The sequence below is a fragment of the Bacillus sp. LL01 genome (genome assembly GCF_001037965.1).
Window position 1 is genome coordinate 109,705 of sequence record NZ_LFEL01000005.1, and the last position, 16,068, is coordinate 125,772.

The following is a 16,068-nucleotide window of genomic DNA, read 5'->3' on the forward strand; positions in this document are numbered from 1 at the left end:
CATTCAAGTTTTTAAATCAAACTTATTCCGATAATGCCCAAGCGCCTGCAATGGCCATATATACTTATAGCTATGGTAATGGATATAGTAGCCACCGGGGATCGCTCCGCCTGTAGGATAATCGGTTCTCCAATCATTTGTTTCCATTAAATCTAATAGTGTACGTATTCCCTTTTCGATTTGTGGAGTTGGCGATTCCGATACTGAGATGAGGGCATCAAGCGCCCATGCTGTTTGGGAGGGCGTGCTGTGATGAAGTGGGACATATTTATTCCTCACATCACTAAAACAGGACTCGCCCCATCCTCCATCTTCATTTTGGATGGAAAGCAGCCATTCTACAGCCCGGGTGATGGTGGAATCTGTACTCGGAACACCTACTGCCTTCAGTCCGGTTACTGCGGCCCAAGTCCCGTAGATATAGCAGTTTCCCCAGCGTCCGTACCAGGAACCATCCTTTTCTTGATGATAATTAAGCCATTTCACTGCTTCGAGAATCTTTTCCGAATCCTGGGGAATGGTGGTGTATTCACCAAGAAAATAGAGGGTTCTTCCTGTCAGATCAGCAGTCGATGGATCGAAAAATACCCTGTCCTCATAGCGAAATGGGACAAATGAGAGTAGGTAGTTATCCGTATTCTTTTCAAAGGCCGACCAGCCTCCATCATCATTCTGCATGGAAAGGAGCCATTCTACCCCTTTATTCCAAGCACTTTTATATCGTTCATCCGAATGTGCCAAGAGTGTAATAACTCTTAAAGCTGCTGTAGTATCATCTACATCCGGAACGAGAGTATTGATATCAGAGAATCCCCAGCCCCCCGGAGGTGCATCAGGATTTTTCAACGCCCAATCCCCGTACTTGTGGTGCTGTCTGGAAAGAAGGTACTCTCCAGCACTCATCATTGCTTCGTGATGGACAAGAACTCCTGCTTGAACTAAAGCTCCAGTTAATAAAGCAGTATCCCAGACTGTTGAAGGGGAATTCTGTACAAAAAACTTGTCGTCTGAATGTGTACTGCAAATATAGGATTTCATTCCCCTGAACGCATTTTTAATTTTAGGGTGGTTCTTGTCATATCCCAGTGCCAGAAAGGCAAAAATCATAAAAAAACTGGCACTAAAATAACTATACAAGGTGCCGTTCTCTTCGATTCTTTCCGAGATATAATTTTCGGCCTTGGTGAAGGCTCTTTTTCGAAGGAGTTCTGGTGAAGCAGCCAGCTTCTTCATTGCACTATTCACATAGTGACTTAGAAGCTTCATCTCTTCTAACAGGCGGTAATCCTCTGAACCACTTTCTCTTGTTTGAAGATGTGACAGTTTCGGAGTTTGTGCGGTAACAAGGGATGCATTCAGGTTACTGCTGATAATAATTGGTACCCAGTGGGCTCTGGCATATCCCACTAGATGATAGATATTGATTGGAGCCCATTTCGGCACGAGCATGATCTCAATCGGTATGCTTTTCACAATGCCCGGCCATTCTATCTGTCCGTTCAGAGCGAGCATCATCCTTGTCAGCCAATCACAACTTGAAAGCCCTCCATGCTGATTGATGAAGTTCTCCGCCTTCCGCATATTGCGCTCTTTCCGTTCTGTATATCCTGAATATAATAAAGCGAAATACCCTTCCACGGTGGCACTGAGGTTTCCATCCTTCTCATCCTCATACAATTTCCAGGCTCCATTTGGCGATTGTTTAGTTTTTATCCGATTAACAAGCCTTCTTACCAAATCCTCTTCATCCTTAATTTCCAATACTCGGATAAGGATAATCATATAGGCATCTGTCATGATGCTTCCTTCAAAGCAAAATTTCCAGGACCCATCCTTGGCTTGTTTGCGCAACAGCTCACTTGTCAGACTATTCATTTTCCCATTTACCTTATCAATTATCTTCATTCTTCCCTCCAGAATGTGTGCACGTCATACTATAACTTTATGTGCCTTCCTTCTTTTTAGAAGAGTGAGTGGTAGCCTATATCATTTTAGAAAGACCAATTACTCAATTTAAATATTGTGATTATACTACGTCAGTGGGGATGTCGGGGGAAGTGTGGAAAAGAATGAGGGAAAAGTGCATCATTTCACCATACCAATTATAAAGTTTACTTTAACTTTACATCCAGGTGAATAAAGCAGACATTAATTTCACTTCCCCTCGTTCCATTGGCTATCAATTGCTTTTGATAGTAATGCAATATCGTCATATAATACAAATCTTAATTCAGTATCTAAACAGTTTCTTAATTGGTTTAAAACATGGTATAGTTCTCTGGTTAATAAACGGATTTCAAATTCACTTAACAAGACGATTCTCTATTGTTTTTCATAAACAAAAACCTCCTATTTCAATTGTGTTTATACCCACTTACTGTTGGACTAAACATCACTAAAAACTGGAGGAAACCAATCATTGCTAATAATATGGGGTGTAAGCAGTTAGACAATCCTGTTTAAATAGGGTTTTCATACTTGGGGTGTGACCTGCCTCCAGTAGAGTGATGAAAATAATAATTTTATTTCCTTTCTTCATCTTACTCCAAACCACTTTTTGAGTTTATCTGTCCATTCCAATTCCTGAGCAGAACTTTCCGTCAATCATACTTTAAACTTCTCCCACTTCAGATGCTCTAAATCCCTCAAACACCTTACGTCCCTCTTAAACCATTCCATATTCCCTGCAAACCTTTCCGAGCACTCAAACTCTATCCTTGCAGCTTTCTGCCCCTGCACACATCGAACGTTCGCTATGAATTTCTGTTCACCCTTTTGCTTATCAAGGCTTACGCCAATATAAGGCAGTAACTCATAATGATACTCCGCTTCAAGGCTATCAAAATGATTCTTTTTAACGATATCTCTTATTTTTATATAATCCACTTCATCCAGCCCAAACCGGATTATTATGCTCCCATCTGGAAGGGTAACTTCAAGTTTCAAATGGCTGCCAATGGTATCTTTGGAAGCCTTCAAGATTTTCATGTTTTCATGGTTTGCTTGCGTGTCGACCATCATTCTAGTTCGATCCTCCGCCATCGCTTCCTCCACCGTGGTTGTTATACTGATTAAACTGGTTTCTGGTTGTTTCAGATTCAATATTCTTATTGCCTTTGTTCACATCTGGAGGATGATTCATCCCCTTGTTTTTCTTATCCCAGAAGATTGTAATTCCGATAAGTATGGCTATAGGTACGATGATAAATAACCAGATCAATTATAATTCCTCCTTGTTTGTGTGTTGGGATTTCGAAATACTTTTCCATTCAAACCATGAAACCCCTCCTACAGTTACTTAGTAAGTTATACGTTTAGATCTATTCAAAGTTACATATTTTTATAATCTTCATTATTTTTCGGTTTTCCCGAAACTTAATGCTCCCCGGCACGTAGAATTTATAAAAAGGGGGCGTGAAGAATGAAAAACTACGAAAAGCGTCATTACTTTATGGTAGCAGCGATTTCTTTAATTATTTTTTCACCAGTTATAATTTGGTTGCTTCCATACTATATTCACAAAAGTATCTATGGAGGCAGCATGGTATGGATTGTTGAAACTCCAGGAACGACATACACTTACTTTGCCATTGCATGTATCCTTTTGATTACTGGGGCAGTTATATCCTTTTTTTACTACAGGCTCAAAATACTTGTTAGTATCGCATGTATTATTGTTGCTTTTTCAATCATGTTTATTGGAATCAAACCAGTTACCGTCCTCGGTATTAACGGTTTAACTAAAATTGATTCTCCCTTTAATGAGGAACAACAATATAGCTGGGAAGATGTTGATAAGGCATATTTAATCATTGATGACGAAACAAAAGAACAGAGCCTGGAAATTCATTTTAAAGATAACACTACAAAGACTTATGATCTGAGAGATAATGTCCAAAGCTTAAGACTGCAGTTGATGGAATTGAGTAAAACCTATGGGTTCCCCTTTACGTTGAAAGATTAGGACTTTTATGAGGGAGAGATAAACTATAAAAGGCAGAGTCAATTCCATCTCTGCCTTTATGACACGTGTTACTAATCTTTATAATAATTTGGACATATAGAACTCATCATAAGGAACCCCATTTATGATGAGCGACCTTCTTTTTGTCCCTTCTATTTCAAAGCCGTTTTTCTTATATAGGGCAACGCCTGCCTCATTTTCTGTTACAGCCGTTAGTTCCAGTCTAGTGAGATTACGCTCTTCAGCCCATCTTGTCACACTGCCGAACAACTTCGACCCAATTCCCTTTCCTCTATACTCTTCCAGTATTCCAATGACTAGATAGGCAGAATGTATAGTACGCTTGGCAGACCCACCTATAGCAAACAGGTAGCCTACTAATCTCCCATCAATTTCAGCCACTAAAATAGTGGAGTTACTCTGCTGCTGAATACGTTCTAGGTGAACTCTTTGTTGCTCAGCAGTGATTTTTCTTTCTCCTACCTCCATCAGCATAAAATCGGATGTTGCTTCCACCTCTTTTATAAGGTTTGTTAAAGCCTCGGCGTCATCTAGCATGATTTCTCTGATTTGCATCTACTTATCCCCTTTTATTTCTTTTATAGAATATCCCGTACACTCCCCCTGAAGCTATACGGGACCGTCCTTTGCAATAGACTTTTCACTCCCTCAGGAAGCCGTAAATGCTTTTCAGCCTCCACCATATCCATCCAGGTAACTTCCTCTATCTCTTCCGGAATGGAGATATTTATATTTCCACCAACAATTTCCCCTGTAAAAGTAAAAAAGACAGCATGGTGGCCTCTCACCTCAAAGAATGCCTCCATAACGGAAAGAATTCCAAAAACCTCCACATCCAATCCGGTTTCTTCTTTCACTTCACGAACAGCCGCTTCCTGAATGGTTTCTCCGGGCTCTACCGCTCCACCTGGTAATGTATAATAAGAACCATTCACCCCGGAATTTTTCACCATCAGGACCCTTTCCTTTTCCACATCGAACAGTAGTACATACGCAACATCTACTCTTTTCAATGCTCTCACCTACCTTTTTCTTAGACAAACTCCCTATGTTCGCTATTCCAGATCATCAGGATTCACCTTTTGCACCAATAACCATAAAATTTTCCACTATTATTCTACCACTCTTACACATATAACCCAACAATAGGAAAAAGATAAACACAATGATATATACTGACAACAATTTAGGCGTTTTTCATACAATATGGTGGGGTGAGAAAAATGGCAAGAGTAAAATACACAGATTCAGACTTGGCCTTAGTGGCCAGAATGATACGAGCAGAAGCCGAGGGTGAAGGAAAGCAAGGAATGCTATACGTTGGGAACGTCATCGTGAACCGTGCTATAGCGGATTGTCTGGACTTCAAAGAAGTAAGGACTATTCCGCAGGTCATCTACCAGGTACAAGGTGGGAATTACTCTTTTGAGGCTGTTCAAAAAGGGAATGTCTTTTACAACAGAGCAAGAGGAGTGGAAAAAAGACTAGCAAAGAAAACTTTGGACTTTTGGAGGGAACATCCGGCTAAATTCGCCCTTTGGTACTTTAACCCATATGCTCCATGTCCTCCAACGTGGTATGACCAGCCTTTTTCGGGGCAATTCAAACAACATTGCTATTACGAACCGATTGCCGATACGTGTGACAGTGTTTATAGGGGTTAGAATTTCTCTAGATGGAAAGCTTATCTGAAGCGAGATAAGCTTTTTCTATAATTCTTAAAAAAATACTGCAAATCCAATCTACTTGTAGCATTGGTCCTGCAGTATTTTTTTGATATTAGATACCTTTGCCCTCTTTAATCTCGATTCCCTTCTCCTCCAACATAATGATAATGCGATCTACCTTTAACTGCTGGTCTTTGGAACCGTCTTTTGGCAGAAGGAATTTATCCTCTTGGCCCCGCCCCTTTCCTACATAGAACAGATAGTTGTTTTCTGTTGAGAAGACGGTGAGAGATTGGTCTGCTGGAATCTTCTTCTTTTCCTTCCCCAGTACGAATGCATCAAAGCGGGGGTCATACCCAATTTGGTAGGTGGGATTAGTATCGTAGTAGAGGTTGTAGAGCTTCCTGCTTCTTTTTTCAATGACTTTCCGGAAAAACGTCCTCGTCAAAAACAGAATGACAAAGTATAACACTAACCCGATAACAACTGTTACGATGTTCAGAATGAGAAACTGCACCCCGTCCACTGCGATTTGAAAATTAGCAATGATATTATATGTACAAAAAAGGAACAGTGCAACGAGATTTCCTACTGTAGCAAGCTTGAAAATTGATTTGAAATATGGCATGTATTCGAATAGTTCAGTGTAATCTTTTCGGTCCAATGGAAACTGTAGTGATAAATTCTTTTTCAAGGTGTACCTCCTGATGTAATGGTTTATAAAATTCCTGTGAGTTCTATCTCTTGATCCATGATGACCCCCTGTTTCACGTAGCCGATCAGTTTGGCCGATTCAGCTTCCACCCTTTGTCTGCCATAGGGATTGAGGAACCAGTTCTCCTCCCTTGTGGACTTGTCGTTGATCGGACAAAGGGAATAGTCGATCCAGTCCGGCATATAAGTACGGAGCGTGAGATGGATCCTCCTCATATGATAATGACTTGTCACCACAAGCAGGCGGTTGATTTTATGCAGGTAGAAGGCTCTGTCCAATACCAACAGGGAAGCCAGTACGTTTTCCTTTGTGTGGAGAGACTGGTTTTCAATCAGGATATCATTGGCCGGAACCCCAAGCTCCATGGCTTTTTCGGCAAGACTCTGAGCCTCTGTCAAACCGGTATCATCCCACACGACTCCACCGGAAAACAATATCTTACCTGCTCTCCCTTCCTTATAAAGCTGGACCGCTGGCGGCAACCGGTACTCCACCGCCTTGCTGCTACCTGCCACAAAAATGCAGTCTCCACTTTTGTTGTCGTCGTTTATATTACTGAAAAGCAGGTCGGTCATCTGCTGGTCTGTCAATTTACTGGAATCCAATTGCGAAATAGGTATTTTCATACTTCTCCTCCATGATGGCTCGTGTCGAACGCTCTCTCTATACATTATACATCGAACCTTGGATTCCCTTTTAAATCGGTCTATTTATTATTGATTTTCAGAAAAAGCTTTCAGGTCAGCTATCTGGATTCAATGGGAAAACAATAACAAAGAGCCAACGTGATTAATTCTCTTTATTAAGTATCCCTTGTTCTGTTCACAAAACCTTCTTCATACAGTCACAAACTCACTCAAAAAACCTAACCTCTCCATAATCATTCGGGAATTTTATCATCCGATGAAATTTCAACCCCAATTTTCCAAGCACTTTTGCTGAACTGTGATTATCCGGCGCTGTTATCGCCACTATCCGTTTCAGACCAAGAACACTTCTTCCATATTCCATAACCGCGGACGCCGCCTCATACGCAAAACCTTTTGACCAATAACGCGGAAGAAAGGCAAATCCTATATCTACATCTTCCAATACATCCCTTTTGATGATACCGCAGAGTCCAATCGGGCTTCCCTCCTCTTTCAGTTCGGTCAAATACAGACAAAAACCAAAGCGATCATACATCGCAACCGGTCCGCTTAATATATATTTCCGGGCATCTTCAAGGGTTTTCACACCCTTATCCCCAATATTTTGTATCCATGACGGATCATTTAAAAGTTCTAAGATGAACGCTGCGTCATCTACAGTTAACAAACGTAGTATTAGCCGATCTGTCTCCGTAATTTTCATTGGCGATTCCTTCCTTTCGTTGAAGATTTCATCCGTTTTTAACGAGCTACCGTTCCAGTTTCCACGGCACGCACAGCCTTTTCCCCTTCCATTTCGGGGTGTACTTTGCGGATGACGGAAGGTCTGGCCATGATAAGCGTGACAATAATGAGCATCCCTGCGGATAGGAGCAATATCCATTCGCCCGGGAATAAATCGTACAAAATGCCATAGATCACCATACCAAGTGGGGTGAGCGCCATGGACATGGTTTCAATTATAGAAAACACTCTACCTTTATATTCATCATCAATGGTCTTTTGAAACATCACTTGCAGTGGTGTGTTAATAATGATGATTAGAGAACCAAAACAGAACATTAGAATCATATAATAGGTGAATACCGCCCAATATCCCATTGAGAGAATAAGTGGCAGAGAAATTGCCCCCATGACTGCACCAATGCACACGATCCCCCACTTGGAGACGAGAAGCGGAAATCGAACTTCTTTTCTAGCGGAAAAATAAATGGACATCAGAAGCATACCGAGCGAAAGAGCCCCTTGAGTGAATCCGAAATGCTGTGATTGCATTTTCAGATTCTCAATTAGGATAAAGGAATACCCCACCTCAAAAGCGCCAAATAGGAAGTTGATGAGCAAGCTGATCCAGAGCATAACCAAGATCGTAGATTGAAAACGCAAATAGCTTATACCAGCTTTCATACTCTGCCACATGGATTCCTTCTTCTCCCCTTCCTCTTTGGCTGTGGTCAAGGCAGAAAACAGGCGGAAATTCATGGTCGATTCCAAAATGACTGCAAGGATGGATGCAACAATAAACATAATAAGAAAAACAGGAATAGGGACGGTTCCATACAGTAGTCCACCAACTGCAGGGCTCCCTATTGCGGCAAAAGAGATTGCCATTTGATTCATGGCCATCGCCTTTTGGATTCGCGGCCGATCAATAAGCCCTGTAATGGATGACGTAAATGCAATTCCCGAAAACATGGAAGTTAAAGACAAGATACAGGTTGTAATGTAAATCGCTAAGAGGGAAAGTCCTGATGTAAGGGTGTAGATAAGAAGGCCTGTTATCGCCAGAGTAGTGGTAATCTGTGAGACGATGACAATCATTTTTCTGGAATAACGGTCGGTGATAGCTCCGGCAAACGGTGCAGCAAGTGTACGTGGGAGCATATTACAGAGAAGGTTTGTCGCAAAGCTTGTCGCAGATCCGGTAAGCTGCAATATATAGAAGCTGATGGCAAATGCATATACCTGCGCCCCGAATGTGGAAATCAATTTACTGATCATAAAGGTGTACAGATGATATGTGGCTCTTTTCAGTTTATAGCTTTCTTCCATTAAAAACACCCCGTTTTCCAAAAGTTTAATTTAATTAAACTAATCATATCACGCATAGCTCTTCCATTTCAAGAGAAAGTTTAATTTAATTAAACTAATCATATCGCGCATAGCTCTTCCATTTCAAGAGAAAGTTTAATATAATTAAACAAAATAATATTAGCCAAGGAGTGCTTGTACAAATGCTTGGAGACCGGATACGAAAAATGAGAAAACATAAAAAGATGACGTTGGAAACACTTGCAGGGACCGAGTTGACGAAAGGTATGCTCAGTCTCATTGAAAACAACAAGGCGAAACCATCTATGGAAAGCCTCACTTATATATCCCAGCAACTTGGGGTAGATATGGCAGATCTATTGGGGGAGGTCAGCTCAGAGGAATTGCGGGAAACATTGGAGCGCGCGGAAAAGATTTTTAACACCCCTTTCAGGAACCAGGAGTCTCCTGATAAATATAGGCAGCTTATTGAACTGATTGACCCCCATATCGGGAAACTTTCCAATGGGTATGAAAGTGCAAGACTGATGGAAATCTACAGCTATGCCCTTCAACGGGAAAACAGACCAGGGTGGGAAAGCCTTCTGAAGACAGCCTCTGACATGTTCGATCAGATGAATATCTCTTCCAATCGCACTGCCATCGGAATATTCCGATCGAATATCGCTTTTTTTGAGCACAACTATCATGATGCGCTTAGAACATTTATGGCTGAACGGGAGGAAATTGAAGCAAATCATACTTACATTGAACCCATGGCCAGACTGGACCTTGATTATAGTGAAGCGATTATGTTGTATGCAGTAGGGAACTCGGAGGCTGCCATCGAAACGATGGAAAAGGCGCTTGCCTATTCCAAGGAAAAACGGATTTTCTACCTGATTGATGACCTATACCGCCTGGCAGCCGCACATGCATTGATGGAGGGGAATAAGAAAGAGAAGGATTTCTACCTGCTAAAATTGAAGCAGTACGGAGAGTTTGCGGACCATGCTTCCTCGATTTACTTTTGTGAACTGTTCGAGATCATTGATTTGATTACGGAAAAGCAGGAATATACAGAGGCACTTATTAAAATTGATGCTTGCCTCTCCTCCGGGGATTTATTGGATTATTACAGCCCGTGGTTCATTCTAGAAAAAGCAAAAGCACTTTACTATCTCGGTCGATTGGAAGAGGCACTGCAATATATTGAAGAAGTGGTTATTCCTGACATCCACCACCCTATAGATCTTTCCAACTTCTATCTAAAAGAATCCTATCAGGCGCTGATCCTGATGGAGCTTGGCAGATTGGAAGAAGCAGTTACGTTCGCTGAAAAGGCAGTCGAAAACTTCCAGCACCTACCTGATACCAAATGGAAGGAATTCAGTTTACAGGTGTTTGAGAAAGTGACTGCTCATTAAAAAGTTTTTTTCTATAAGATGATTGGATGCTCTATGGATTTCCGCACTATTTGCTGGGTCAAAAGAGCCTCTTCATTTGATACATATCCCATTTCCCCATATAATTTACCTTCATTTGGATATACTATTTTAGACAAAATACGGGAGGTACTTATATGGAAACCAGCGACCATAAAACTAAGATAAGTGCATCAGAACTAGCAAACCTTTGGACCCAATATGTGAATGATAGTTTAGCCCGCTGTATGTTTCGTTATTTTCTAAATTATGTTCAAGATACAGATATTCATCAAGTGATTCAATATGCCTTTGAACTAACGGAAGGACACCTTCAAAAGGTTGAAGAATTTTTAACAGCAGAAGGGTATCCTATACCAATAGGATTTACAGATGAAGATGTTACCGTAGAAGCACCTCCTTTATTTACCGATACCTATATACTAGTTTACCTTCATATCATGGCTATTCACGGATTGACTAGATATGCAGGTGCAATAGGAAATGTCACTCGGGAAGATCAGAGGAAATACTTTATTGGAGTTATTTCTGAAACGTTGGAATTGTATGATAGATCTACTAAAGTCCTTAATGAAAAAGGAATTATTAGTAAACCACCTAGTTTTAACAATCAACAGAAAGTGGAGTTTATAAAGAAACAAACCTTTTTAACTGGTTGGTTAGGAAAACGCAGACCAATAAGCGCAATAGAAATAAGTGGTACCTATCTTAATTTGCAGAAAACAATGACAAAGGCTGTCCTAGAATTAGGATTCAGTCAAGTTGCTAAATCTAAAGAAGTTAGGAATTATATGGAAAGGTCTAGGAAACTCTGCAACGATCACCTTAAAGTATTAACTTCTATGTTAATTGAAGATAATTTACACATTCCTAGGACATTTGAATCAGAAGTGACGGATTCAACAATTCCTCCATTTTCAGATAAGCTTATGTTGTTTCATGTAGCATCACTACTCTCTTCTGCTATTGGTTATTACGGCGAGGCAATGTCGATAAGCCAACGAAGGGATTTAGTAGCGAATTACGCAAAAATGATTGCCGAAGTCGGAATTTTAGCTGAAGACGGCATGAAACTGTTAATAGAAAATGAGTGGATGGAACAGCCTCCTCTAGCAACAGATCATAGTAACTTGGCAAAAAAAAAATGATGTAAGAAGGAACTAATTAGTTCTTTAACTCATTTAGAATGGAACGCCCCCCACACTTATCCCCTAGAATAGGGTGCTTGAAGTGGGGGTTTTTTGGGGTTTTCAAAGATTAAATAATCGGTCATATTCCTTACATGAAGTAAAGTATGAAAGATAGCTTTAGGATTCAGAAAAATACATTCCAATTATTCTGATTTCTGTTAGAATGAATCTTAATAAATTTCTTGATGAATGGGGTTTTCAACATGGAGAACTTTTTTCTATTTGTGGTTATGAGTATCCTTCTTATCATTTTGCCTGGTCCTGACACCGCCATCGCAACTAAAAATACTTTGTCAGCAGGAAGGACTGGCGGACTGAAAACCATATCCGGGACATTCTGCGCCATCCTCATCCATACCATTGCAGCCGTTGTCGGCCTATCTGCCATCATTGTCAAATCAGCATTCCTTTTCTCCGTCTTCAAATATGTCGGAGCTATATACCTCGTGTACCTTGGGGTAAAAACCATCTGGGCACTTCGGAATAAGAAATCTGAGAACCTAAATGAAAGCACTGCTACAAACAAATATGGTAACCAGTCCTACTTCAAACAAGGATTTCTGACCAACATGCTGAATCCGAAAGTGGCTGTTTTCTTCCTGACCTTCCTTCCACAATTCGTGGATACGGGAACAAGCACAATCGGCCCATTTCTCCTAATGGGACTCACCTACGCCATCCTGACCGCCATTTGGTTCGTCTTGTATATCTATCTAGTTAATCAGATTAGTGCATTTATGAAGAAACCAAGAACCACTACTGTTATCGAATCCATTACAGGTGCTGTGTTGATTGGGTTTGGTGTTAAGTTGGCATTGGAAAAAGTGGAGAGATAAATCAGTAAGCATAAAAACCAGAATGAGATGGGAATCCCCTTCATTCTGGTTTTTTTACTTTTTCTAAATAAATTACTAATTTATATCACATTTTCGTCTTACAACTCGGGATTCCCGGCACATCCCCACTAGACGGCTCCAGTCTCTTCTGCCTGCATTGTTCCTCGAGGCCAACTATCAGTAGCTTTTGAATAGCTATGGTTTCCGGTGTTCGGTTCGCTGGATACGCCAGATTGGTTTCTTCCAACGGGTCTTTGGTCAGGTTGTAGAGTTCGTATTGTTCCGGAACTGGCCTGGTTTTGGTTGTTGTGATGCATAGAGCACAGTCTACGTGTTCACCGGTGGTTGATTGGGATACCTGGGTTGTTGTGACGTTTTGCACTCCGGGATTGCTCCAGAATTGCGGGTTGTCATAGTAGCGGGTAAGTTTCCATATTTCTTTTGTGCCGTTCTCGCCGGTAGAGAGTTTGGTGATGATTGCTTCGGTGTGGTTAGGTTGAATAACGGAATGGTAAGGTTCTCCGGTTGCAGATACTTGGTTGAGGCCTTGGGTGACGTCGTCATCGCTCATGAAATAGAGTGGTTCGTTGGCACGGTAGAATTTATTTTTTCCCATAAGTAGTGGTGCCAGGTCACGGCCAACTAGTTGGTGGACTTCTGTATGGTTACATTTGAGCTGTTTTTGGATTTCTTCTGCGTCAATGTCTGCGAGTCCTAACATTGTCGGCAACACGTCGACATGACTCGTGAGCATGTCGGTCGTTTCTTTTCCTGAAAAGAGCTTCGGACTGTGGATAATCAGTGGTACGTGGATAGATTCCTCGTAGGTATTGTACCACTTCTGGTAGAGGCCGCCATGCGCGCCAAGCAGTTCTCCGTGATCAGACAGGAAAATGACGATGGTATTTTCATAGAAAGTGGAGTCCTGCAAGGTTTGAAAGACTTTTAGCATTTCCTGGTCCGCTTTCTTTTGCAGGGAATAGTAGAGTTGTCTATATGCTACGTTATCCCTTATCGGCTGAAGCGCTTTCGGGTAGGTTTCCCGGTAGCTCACTTGGGCGGTCGGTTTGGTGCTTAATGATTCGTCGGCAGTTGGCGGCGGTTGGATGAATGGGACAGTCGGATCGATTTCAAAGTTGAACAATGGACTGAGTTCTGTGTAGATGCCATAGATTGCGATGTCATGCGGGTTGACGAGTGAACACATGACAAACCATGGCGAGGAGTCGCTGTGGCAATCATCCTCAAAGGACTGAAGGAGCTCCACTGTTTCCTGGGCATATATGATATCCCTTCCGCTGAGGCCGATTGCTGCCGAGCTTGCGGAATTCCTTGGCGATGTGCCATGCGGTTCTGGTCCGACCCAGCCGTCAAAGCCGTAACCACCAAGGCGATTGGATGCGAGATATTTTCCTACGTTTCTTCTATCAGGTCTACCTGTGGAGGTGTAGCTAGGCAGAGCGTTTTTCGTTCCCGGAATGAGGATATCCTCTTCTGAAGCATGCCATTTTCCTTTCCAAAAGGTTCTATATCCCGCTGCCCGGAAGTACTCTCCCATTGTCGGGACGGTGTTGGGATCGAGCCAAAACACATCTGGGTCAAAAGAGGTTTTCGCTGCTCCACTTGTTTGGGTCACCCCATGAAGGGATGGATATTGCCCTGTGTAAAGGGTAGTTCTGCTTGGAGAGCAGGCGGTGCTTCCGACATAATGTTTGGTGAATTCGAAGCCGTTTTTTTTCAGGAGCTCCTGTGTGAGGAGGTTTTCCCGTTGCCATTTTCGGAGTTCCTCGTTTTCGTAAACAGTTGGATACCGTTGCTGGTCGACCATTAATATAAGAAAGTTGGGTTTCTTTTTGGAGTGTGATTCTTTTCCCATCGCTGTTTCTCCACCTTTTCAGTTCATTCAGTTTACTCTTTACTATATGCGCAAGGCGTGGAGATTAGATGAGAATAATTGGTCTATCATATGCAGGGCACAAATGTTACCATCTATTTTATGGAGTGCCATCATGTTATAATATGAACCTTAAGATAATTTCTACATTTATGGAACGGATGCCAAGAAAAGCCTCCGCCAAGTGATAAATGATGGAGGTGTTAGAGAATGAATAAACGATGGACCATTGGGAAAATCAATGAATTTGTTGAGAAGAATTCGGAAAGTAAACTGCTATCGACGGAATATCATGGTTTTTCTCAGAAGTTATTATTTAAGTGTGCTTGTGGCAGCAACTTTGAAAAAACTTTTACGAAATTCAAAAATAATAACCAACGCAAGTGTGATGTATGCCAACCGCCTAAAGAGGCACGGTAACGTATAACAAATATTCGAAACGAAGTGCCATTCTCTTTTTTAAGGGAAGTTGGCACTTTTTTAATTCCATTGAAAGGTCTCCATTGCTACTGGAGATCTATAGAATCGACCCCTTATTGCAGGAACTCCACTTTGTTTTATCGAAATAGTTATTAATGTTTAAAGAGGAGGTAAAGCCCATGGGTCTTACTTACACAATCATGTCCTTTAATCTGCGTGTTATTGTTCCATCAGACCCTTATAACTGGGAGGATCGAAAACATTGGGTTGCAGAGATCATTCATAAGTACGAGCCTGATGTTATCGGGATGCAAGAAGCAACAATTCCGATGTTGAAGTGGCTTGAACAGAGTTTTAAGGAAAGCTATGACGTTTATGCTGTCAATCGGATAACATCCACGGAGACCGGTGAATTTATTGTTGTTTTTGTTAAAAAGTCCACTTTTACCATAAGGGAAAAAGGCTCGTTCATGCTCTCGGAAACCCCGAAGGAGATTGGAAGTATCGGGTGGGACGCTCATTACCCAAGAGTCTGCTCTTGGATGGAGCTTATACCTAAAGAAGATACAGACCCTGTTCTGCGTTTTTTCAATACGCATCTCGATCATATGGGGGAGCGGGCCAGGAAAGAAGGTCTGAAACTCATCCATAATGTCATACTTAGCAAGGATAGCGAAAAGCGGCTGCCAGTTATCTTAACCGGAGATTTTAATGATGTGCCGGAGAGTGACACGTTAAAGGAAGTCTCATGTATGGATAGTTGCTATTCTGGATTTACAGCCCATGAAATGAAAAACAGGCTGACGTTTCATGCATACGAAGGTGGAACAGCAGGCAGTCCAATCGATTACATATTCAGTGCTAACGGGGCGGAGATTCTGTCTACCAGCATTATCAGGGACAGTTTTGATGGAGAATTTCCATCGGACCACTATCCGGTGTTGTCCACTGTAGAGTTAAAAGGAGATAAGCGATGAAAAGTAAAGTACAGCTTCTTTTATTAGTTCTGACGGTCCTATCAACCATCCTTCTTATCTGGGCAGGATTCAGCGGCAAAAATGATATATTCCCGCTTCTGCTCACATTGGTTGTTACTCTTTCCATGGGGAATCTAATGCTAGGGAATAGACATACTAATGGCTTTCCCATATATGGAGTAGCTTTTGGTTTTGCATTAGCTTCTTTTCTGTTGAGTGTCACATTTTTTGTAGTTAGATAAGTTCTTGCAGGGAATC

General features: G+C 41.6%; 19 protein-coding genes. 8 read left to right on the forward strand and 11 right to left on the reverse strand.

From position 1 onward, the window contains the following. Positions 1–3: 3 nt before the first annotated feature. The 3 genes from shc to AB685_RS15660 all read right to left on the reverse strand — a co-directional run bounded on the left by shc (position 4) and on the right by AB685_RS15660 (position 3,220). On the reverse strand, positions 4–1,905 hold the full coding sequence (gene shc / locus AB685_RS15650; RefSeq protein ID WP_128755879.1) for a squalene--hopene cyclase: 1,902 nt from the start codon (positions 1,903–1,905) through the stop codon (positions 4–6). Positions 1,906–2,604: 699 nt separating this feature from the next. Next, on the reverse strand, positions 2,605–3,042 hold the full coding sequence (locus tag AB685_RS15655) for a hypothetical protein (RefSeq protein WP_128755880.1): 438 nt from the start codon (positions 3,040–3,042) through the stop codon (positions 2,605–2,607). Further along, positions 3,023–3,220 carry a hypothetical protein gene (locus tag AB685_RS15660; protein ID WP_047971531.1) on the reverse strand — a complete coding sequence of 66 codons (198 nt, stop codon included), beginning with the start codon at positions 3,218–3,220 and terminating at the stop codon, positions 3,023–3,025. Before AB685_RS15660 ends, AB685_RS15655 begins: the two co-directional genes overlap by 20 nt. 201 nt (positions 3,221–3,421) lie before the next feature. Here AB685_RS15660 and AB685_RS15665 point away from each other — a divergent pair, with 201 nt between their 5' ends. After that, entirely contained in the window at positions 3,422–3,964 is a 543-nt protein-coding gene (locus AB685_RS15665) for a hypothetical protein (protein WP_047971532.1), read from the forward strand. A 78-nt stretch (positions 3,965–4,042) separates the two neighbouring features. On the opposite strand, the gene AB685_RS15670 is transcribed toward AB685_RS15665, so the two are convergent. Together AB685_RS15670 and AB685_RS15675 are read right to left on the reverse strand one after the other, a co-directional pair. Next, the gene (locus AB685_RS15670; RefSeq protein WP_047971533.1) at positions 4,043–4,540 is read right to left on the reverse strand and encodes a GNAT family protein; all 498 of its coding nucleotides are present in this window, start codon (positions 4,538–4,540) and stop codon (positions 4,043–4,045) included. A gap of 23 nt (positions 4,541–4,563) precedes the next feature. Next, positions 4,564–4,998 (reverse strand): NUDIX hydrolase, encoded by a 435-nt coding sequence (locus AB685_RS15675; RefSeq protein ID WP_047971534.1) that lies wholly within the window; start codon positions 4,996–4,998, stop codon positions 4,564–4,566. Between the two features lie 210 nt (positions 4,999–5,208). Here AB685_RS15675 and AB685_RS15680 point away from each other — a divergent pair, with 210 nt between their 5' ends. Next, positions 5,209–5,649, forward strand: a complete 441-nt coding sequence (locus AB685_RS15680) for a cell wall hydrolase (RefSeq protein WP_047971535.1) — start codon at positions 5,209–5,211, stop codon at positions 5,647–5,649. 115 nt (positions 5,650–5,764) lie between these two features. Here AB685_RS15680 and AB685_RS15685 read toward each other — a convergent pair whose 3' ends face one another. From AB685_RS15685 to AB685_RS15700, 4 genes are all read right to left on the reverse strand, one after another. Next, positions 5,765–6,346, reverse strand: a complete 582-nt coding sequence (locus tag AB685_RS15685; RefSeq protein ID WP_047971536.1) for a hypothetical protein — start codon at positions 6,344–6,346, stop codon at positions 5,765–5,767. Between the two features lie 23 nt (positions 6,347–6,369). Next, a complete protein-coding gene (locus tag AB685_RS15690; RefSeq protein WP_198530522.1) occupies positions 6,370–6,993 on the reverse strand; it encodes a YdcF family protein in 624 nt (207 codons plus the stop codon). Positions 6,994–7,219: 226 nt separating this feature from the next. Further along, the gene (locus AB685_RS15695; RefSeq protein WP_047971537.1) at positions 7,220–7,720 is read right to left on the reverse strand and encodes a GNAT family N-acetyltransferase; all 501 of its coding nucleotides are present in this window, start codon (positions 7,718–7,720) and stop codon (positions 7,220–7,222) included. A 38-nt stretch (positions 7,721–7,758) separates the two neighbouring features. After that, positions 7,759–9,069, reverse strand: coding sequence for an MFS transporter (locus AB685_RS15700; protein ID WP_047971538.1), 1,311 nt, complete (start codon positions 9,067–9,069; stop codon positions 7,759–7,761). A gap of 206 nt (positions 9,070–9,275) precedes the next feature. On the opposite strand from AB685_RS15700, the gene AB685_RS15705 reads away from it, so the two are divergent. Further along, positions 9,276–10,475: a helix-turn-helix transcriptional regulator gene (locus AB685_RS15705; RefSeq protein ID WP_241773314.1), complete on the forward strand. Its 1,200-nt coding sequence runs from the start codon at positions 9,276–9,278 to the stop codon at positions 10,473–10,475. Between the two features lie 11 nt (positions 10,476–10,486). On the opposite strand, the gene AB685_RS32385 is transcribed toward AB685_RS15705, so the two are convergent. Then, positions 10,487–10,612 (reverse strand): hypothetical protein, encoded by a 126-nt coding sequence (locus AB685_RS32385; RefSeq protein WP_277814291.1) that lies wholly within the window; start codon positions 10,610–10,612, stop codon positions 10,487–10,489. Positions 10,613–10,630: 18 nt separating this feature from the next. Here AB685_RS32385 and AB685_RS15710 point away from each other — a divergent pair, with 18 nt between their 5' ends. Together AB685_RS15710 and AB685_RS15715 are read left to right on the forward strand one after the other, a co-directional pair. Next, on the forward strand, positions 10,631–11,641 hold the full coding sequence (locus AB685_RS15710) for a DUF3231 family protein (RefSeq protein WP_047971540.1): 1,011 nt from the start codon (positions 10,631–10,633) through the stop codon (positions 11,639–11,641). A 245-nt stretch (positions 11,642–11,886) separates the two neighbouring features. Continuing rightward, positions 11,887–12,519, forward strand: coding sequence for a LysE family translocator (locus AB685_RS15715; protein WP_047971541.1), 633 nt, complete (start codon positions 11,887–11,889; stop codon positions 12,517–12,519). An 85-nt stretch (positions 12,520–12,604) separates the two neighbouring features. Here AB685_RS15715 and AB685_RS15720 read toward each other — a convergent pair whose 3' ends face one another. Beyond that, the gene (locus AB685_RS15720; RefSeq protein WP_047971542.1) at positions 12,605–14,395 is read right to left on the reverse strand and encodes a sulfatase-like hydrolase/transferase; all 1,791 of its coding nucleotides are present in this window, start codon (positions 14,393–14,395) and stop codon (positions 12,605–12,607) included. A gap of 228 nt (positions 14,396–14,623) precedes the next feature. Here AB685_RS15720 and AB685_RS15725 point away from each other — a divergent pair, with 228 nt between their 5' ends. From AB685_RS15725 to AB685_RS15735, 3 genes are all read left to right on the forward strand, one after another. After that, entirely contained in the window at positions 14,624–14,833 is a 210-nt protein-coding gene (locus tag AB685_RS15725; RefSeq protein WP_047971543.1) for a hypothetical protein, read from the forward strand. Positions 14,834–15,012: 179 nt separating this feature from the next. Further along, positions 15,013–15,810, forward strand: a complete 798-nt coding sequence (locus AB685_RS15730) for an endonuclease/exonuclease/phosphatase family protein (protein ID WP_053073837.1) — start codon at positions 15,013–15,015, stop codon at positions 15,808–15,810. Beyond that, the gene (locus AB685_RS15735; RefSeq protein ID WP_047971544.1) at positions 15,807–16,052 is read left to right on the forward strand and encodes a hypothetical protein; all 246 of its coding nucleotides are present in this window, start codon (positions 15,807–15,809) and stop codon (positions 16,050–16,052) included. Before AB685_RS15730 ends, AB685_RS15735 begins: the two co-directional genes overlap by 4 nt. The last annotated feature ends 16 nt before the right edge of the window (positions 16,053–16,068 follow it).